Below are 1,637 nucleotides of genomic sequence, written 5' to 3' on the forward strand. Positions count from 1 at the left end.
TCAGGCTGTCGAGAAAGGTCTCGACAGCCATTTTTATATCCGCGTAATTTAACACGACACCGCGTTAATATGGTATAATATTGGTAAATCTATATCGAACGGACGGTGTTTCCATGCTGCGCTCAAATCGCGATAAGCAACAGCAGTATGAGTTTGTTTCCATCGAAGATTTGGTACCAAAAGATCACCTACTTCGCTTGATGGACAGGTACATCGACTTCTCATTTATCGACGAGAAGGTCAAGCCTCTGTACTGCGAAGACAATGGACGCCCTGCCGTTGACCCGGTCATGCTGTTTAAGATGATCTTGCTTGGTTACTGCTACGGCATTCGGTCTGAACGGCAGCTTGAACGTGAAATCCAGACCAATGTTGCATATCGTTGGTTCCTTGGCCTGGGCTTAACGGACCGCGTGCCCGATCACTCCACCATCAGTTGGAATCGTCGCAAACGGTTTAAAGACACGACGATCTTTCAAGACATCTTTGATGAGATTGTACTTCAAGCCATCTCCCATCGTATGGTGGGCGGCCGCGTCCTCATTACGGATTCGACGCATCTGAAAGCCAATGCCAACAAGCATAAATACACGAAAGAGCAGGTCCAGCAAAATACCAAGGACTATCTGGATGAGTTGAATGCAGCTGTGGAGGCTGACCGGAGCGCAGAAGGAAAAAAGCCTTAAAACCAAGAGAGGAGGTGACAGAGGAAAAGGAAGTGAAGGTCAGTACAACCGATCCGGACAGCGGCTACATGATCCGTGAGGGGAAGCCGGAGGGGTTCTTCTATCTGGACCACCGCACAGTGGATCTCAAGTACAATCTAATTACGGACGTCCACGTCACACCAGGAAATGTGCATGACTCGGTTCCCTACTTGTCTCGTTTGGATCGTCAGCGGGAACGGTTTGGTTTCAACGTAGAGGCTGTTGCGCTAGATTCCGGCTATTTAAGCACTCCGATTTGCAAAGGACTTGAGGACCGTAAAATCTTTGGCGTGATTGCACACCGGCGTTTTCATCCGACACAGGGTTTGTTTCACAAGTGGGAGTTTACATACGATAAAGAGCGGAATGTATATGTATGTCCAGCGGAGCACGAGCTGACTTACCGCACCACAGACCGGCATGGGTACCGCCATTATGCCTCTGATCCGAAGCACTGCGTGAATTGTCCCATGCTGCTGAAGTGTACGCGCTCGCGTAACCACCGGAAGGTGCTGACGCGCCATGTATGGGAAGACAGTAAGGAGAAGGTGCGACTGAACCGGCTGAGTAAGGCGGGCAAGCAGTTGTACCGCAAACGCAAAGAGACCATAGAGCGAAGCTTCGCGGATGCCAAAGAGCTCCACGGGTTTCGCTATTGTCGTTTGCGCGGGCTGCAGAACGTTAAGGAGCAGGCACTGATGACGGCAACGGTGCAAAACATGAAGAAGATAGCCCTTCACCTGGGAAGGAGCCAATAAAGGGGGGATTCCACCCCTCATAGCCTCTTTTTATGTCCTGCCCCACTTTACAAGCAGCATAAAACACCGAGAAACCCCAGGTCTAGATTCAGACCAGGGGTTTCTCGACATTCTGAAGCCGACTTTAGGGTCGGCTTTTTTGTTGTTCAGGAAATTATGCGAATAAATTTCC

At 50.0% G+C, this 1,637-nt stretch carries 1 protein-coding gene; it reads left to right on the forward strand.

The features are described from left to right. Positions 1-113 precede the first annotated feature (113 nt). Positions 114-1,465, forward strand: a protein-coding gene (locus tag H7C18_RS34470) for an IS1182 family transposase (RefSeq protein WP_185133671.1) whose coding sequence is annotated in 2 segments (ribosomal slippage) — positions 114-684 and positions 684-1,465 — 1,353 coding nt in all. Because the reading frame shifts where the segments join, the coding sequence is not laid out codon by codon here. Positions 1,466-1,637: the final 172 nt, after the last annotated feature.

It is taken from the genome of Cohnella zeiphila (genome assembly GCF_014212055.1).
Taxonomy (GTDB): Bacteria; Bacillota; Bacilli; order Paenibacillales; family Paenibacillaceae; genus Cohnella; species Cohnella zeiphila.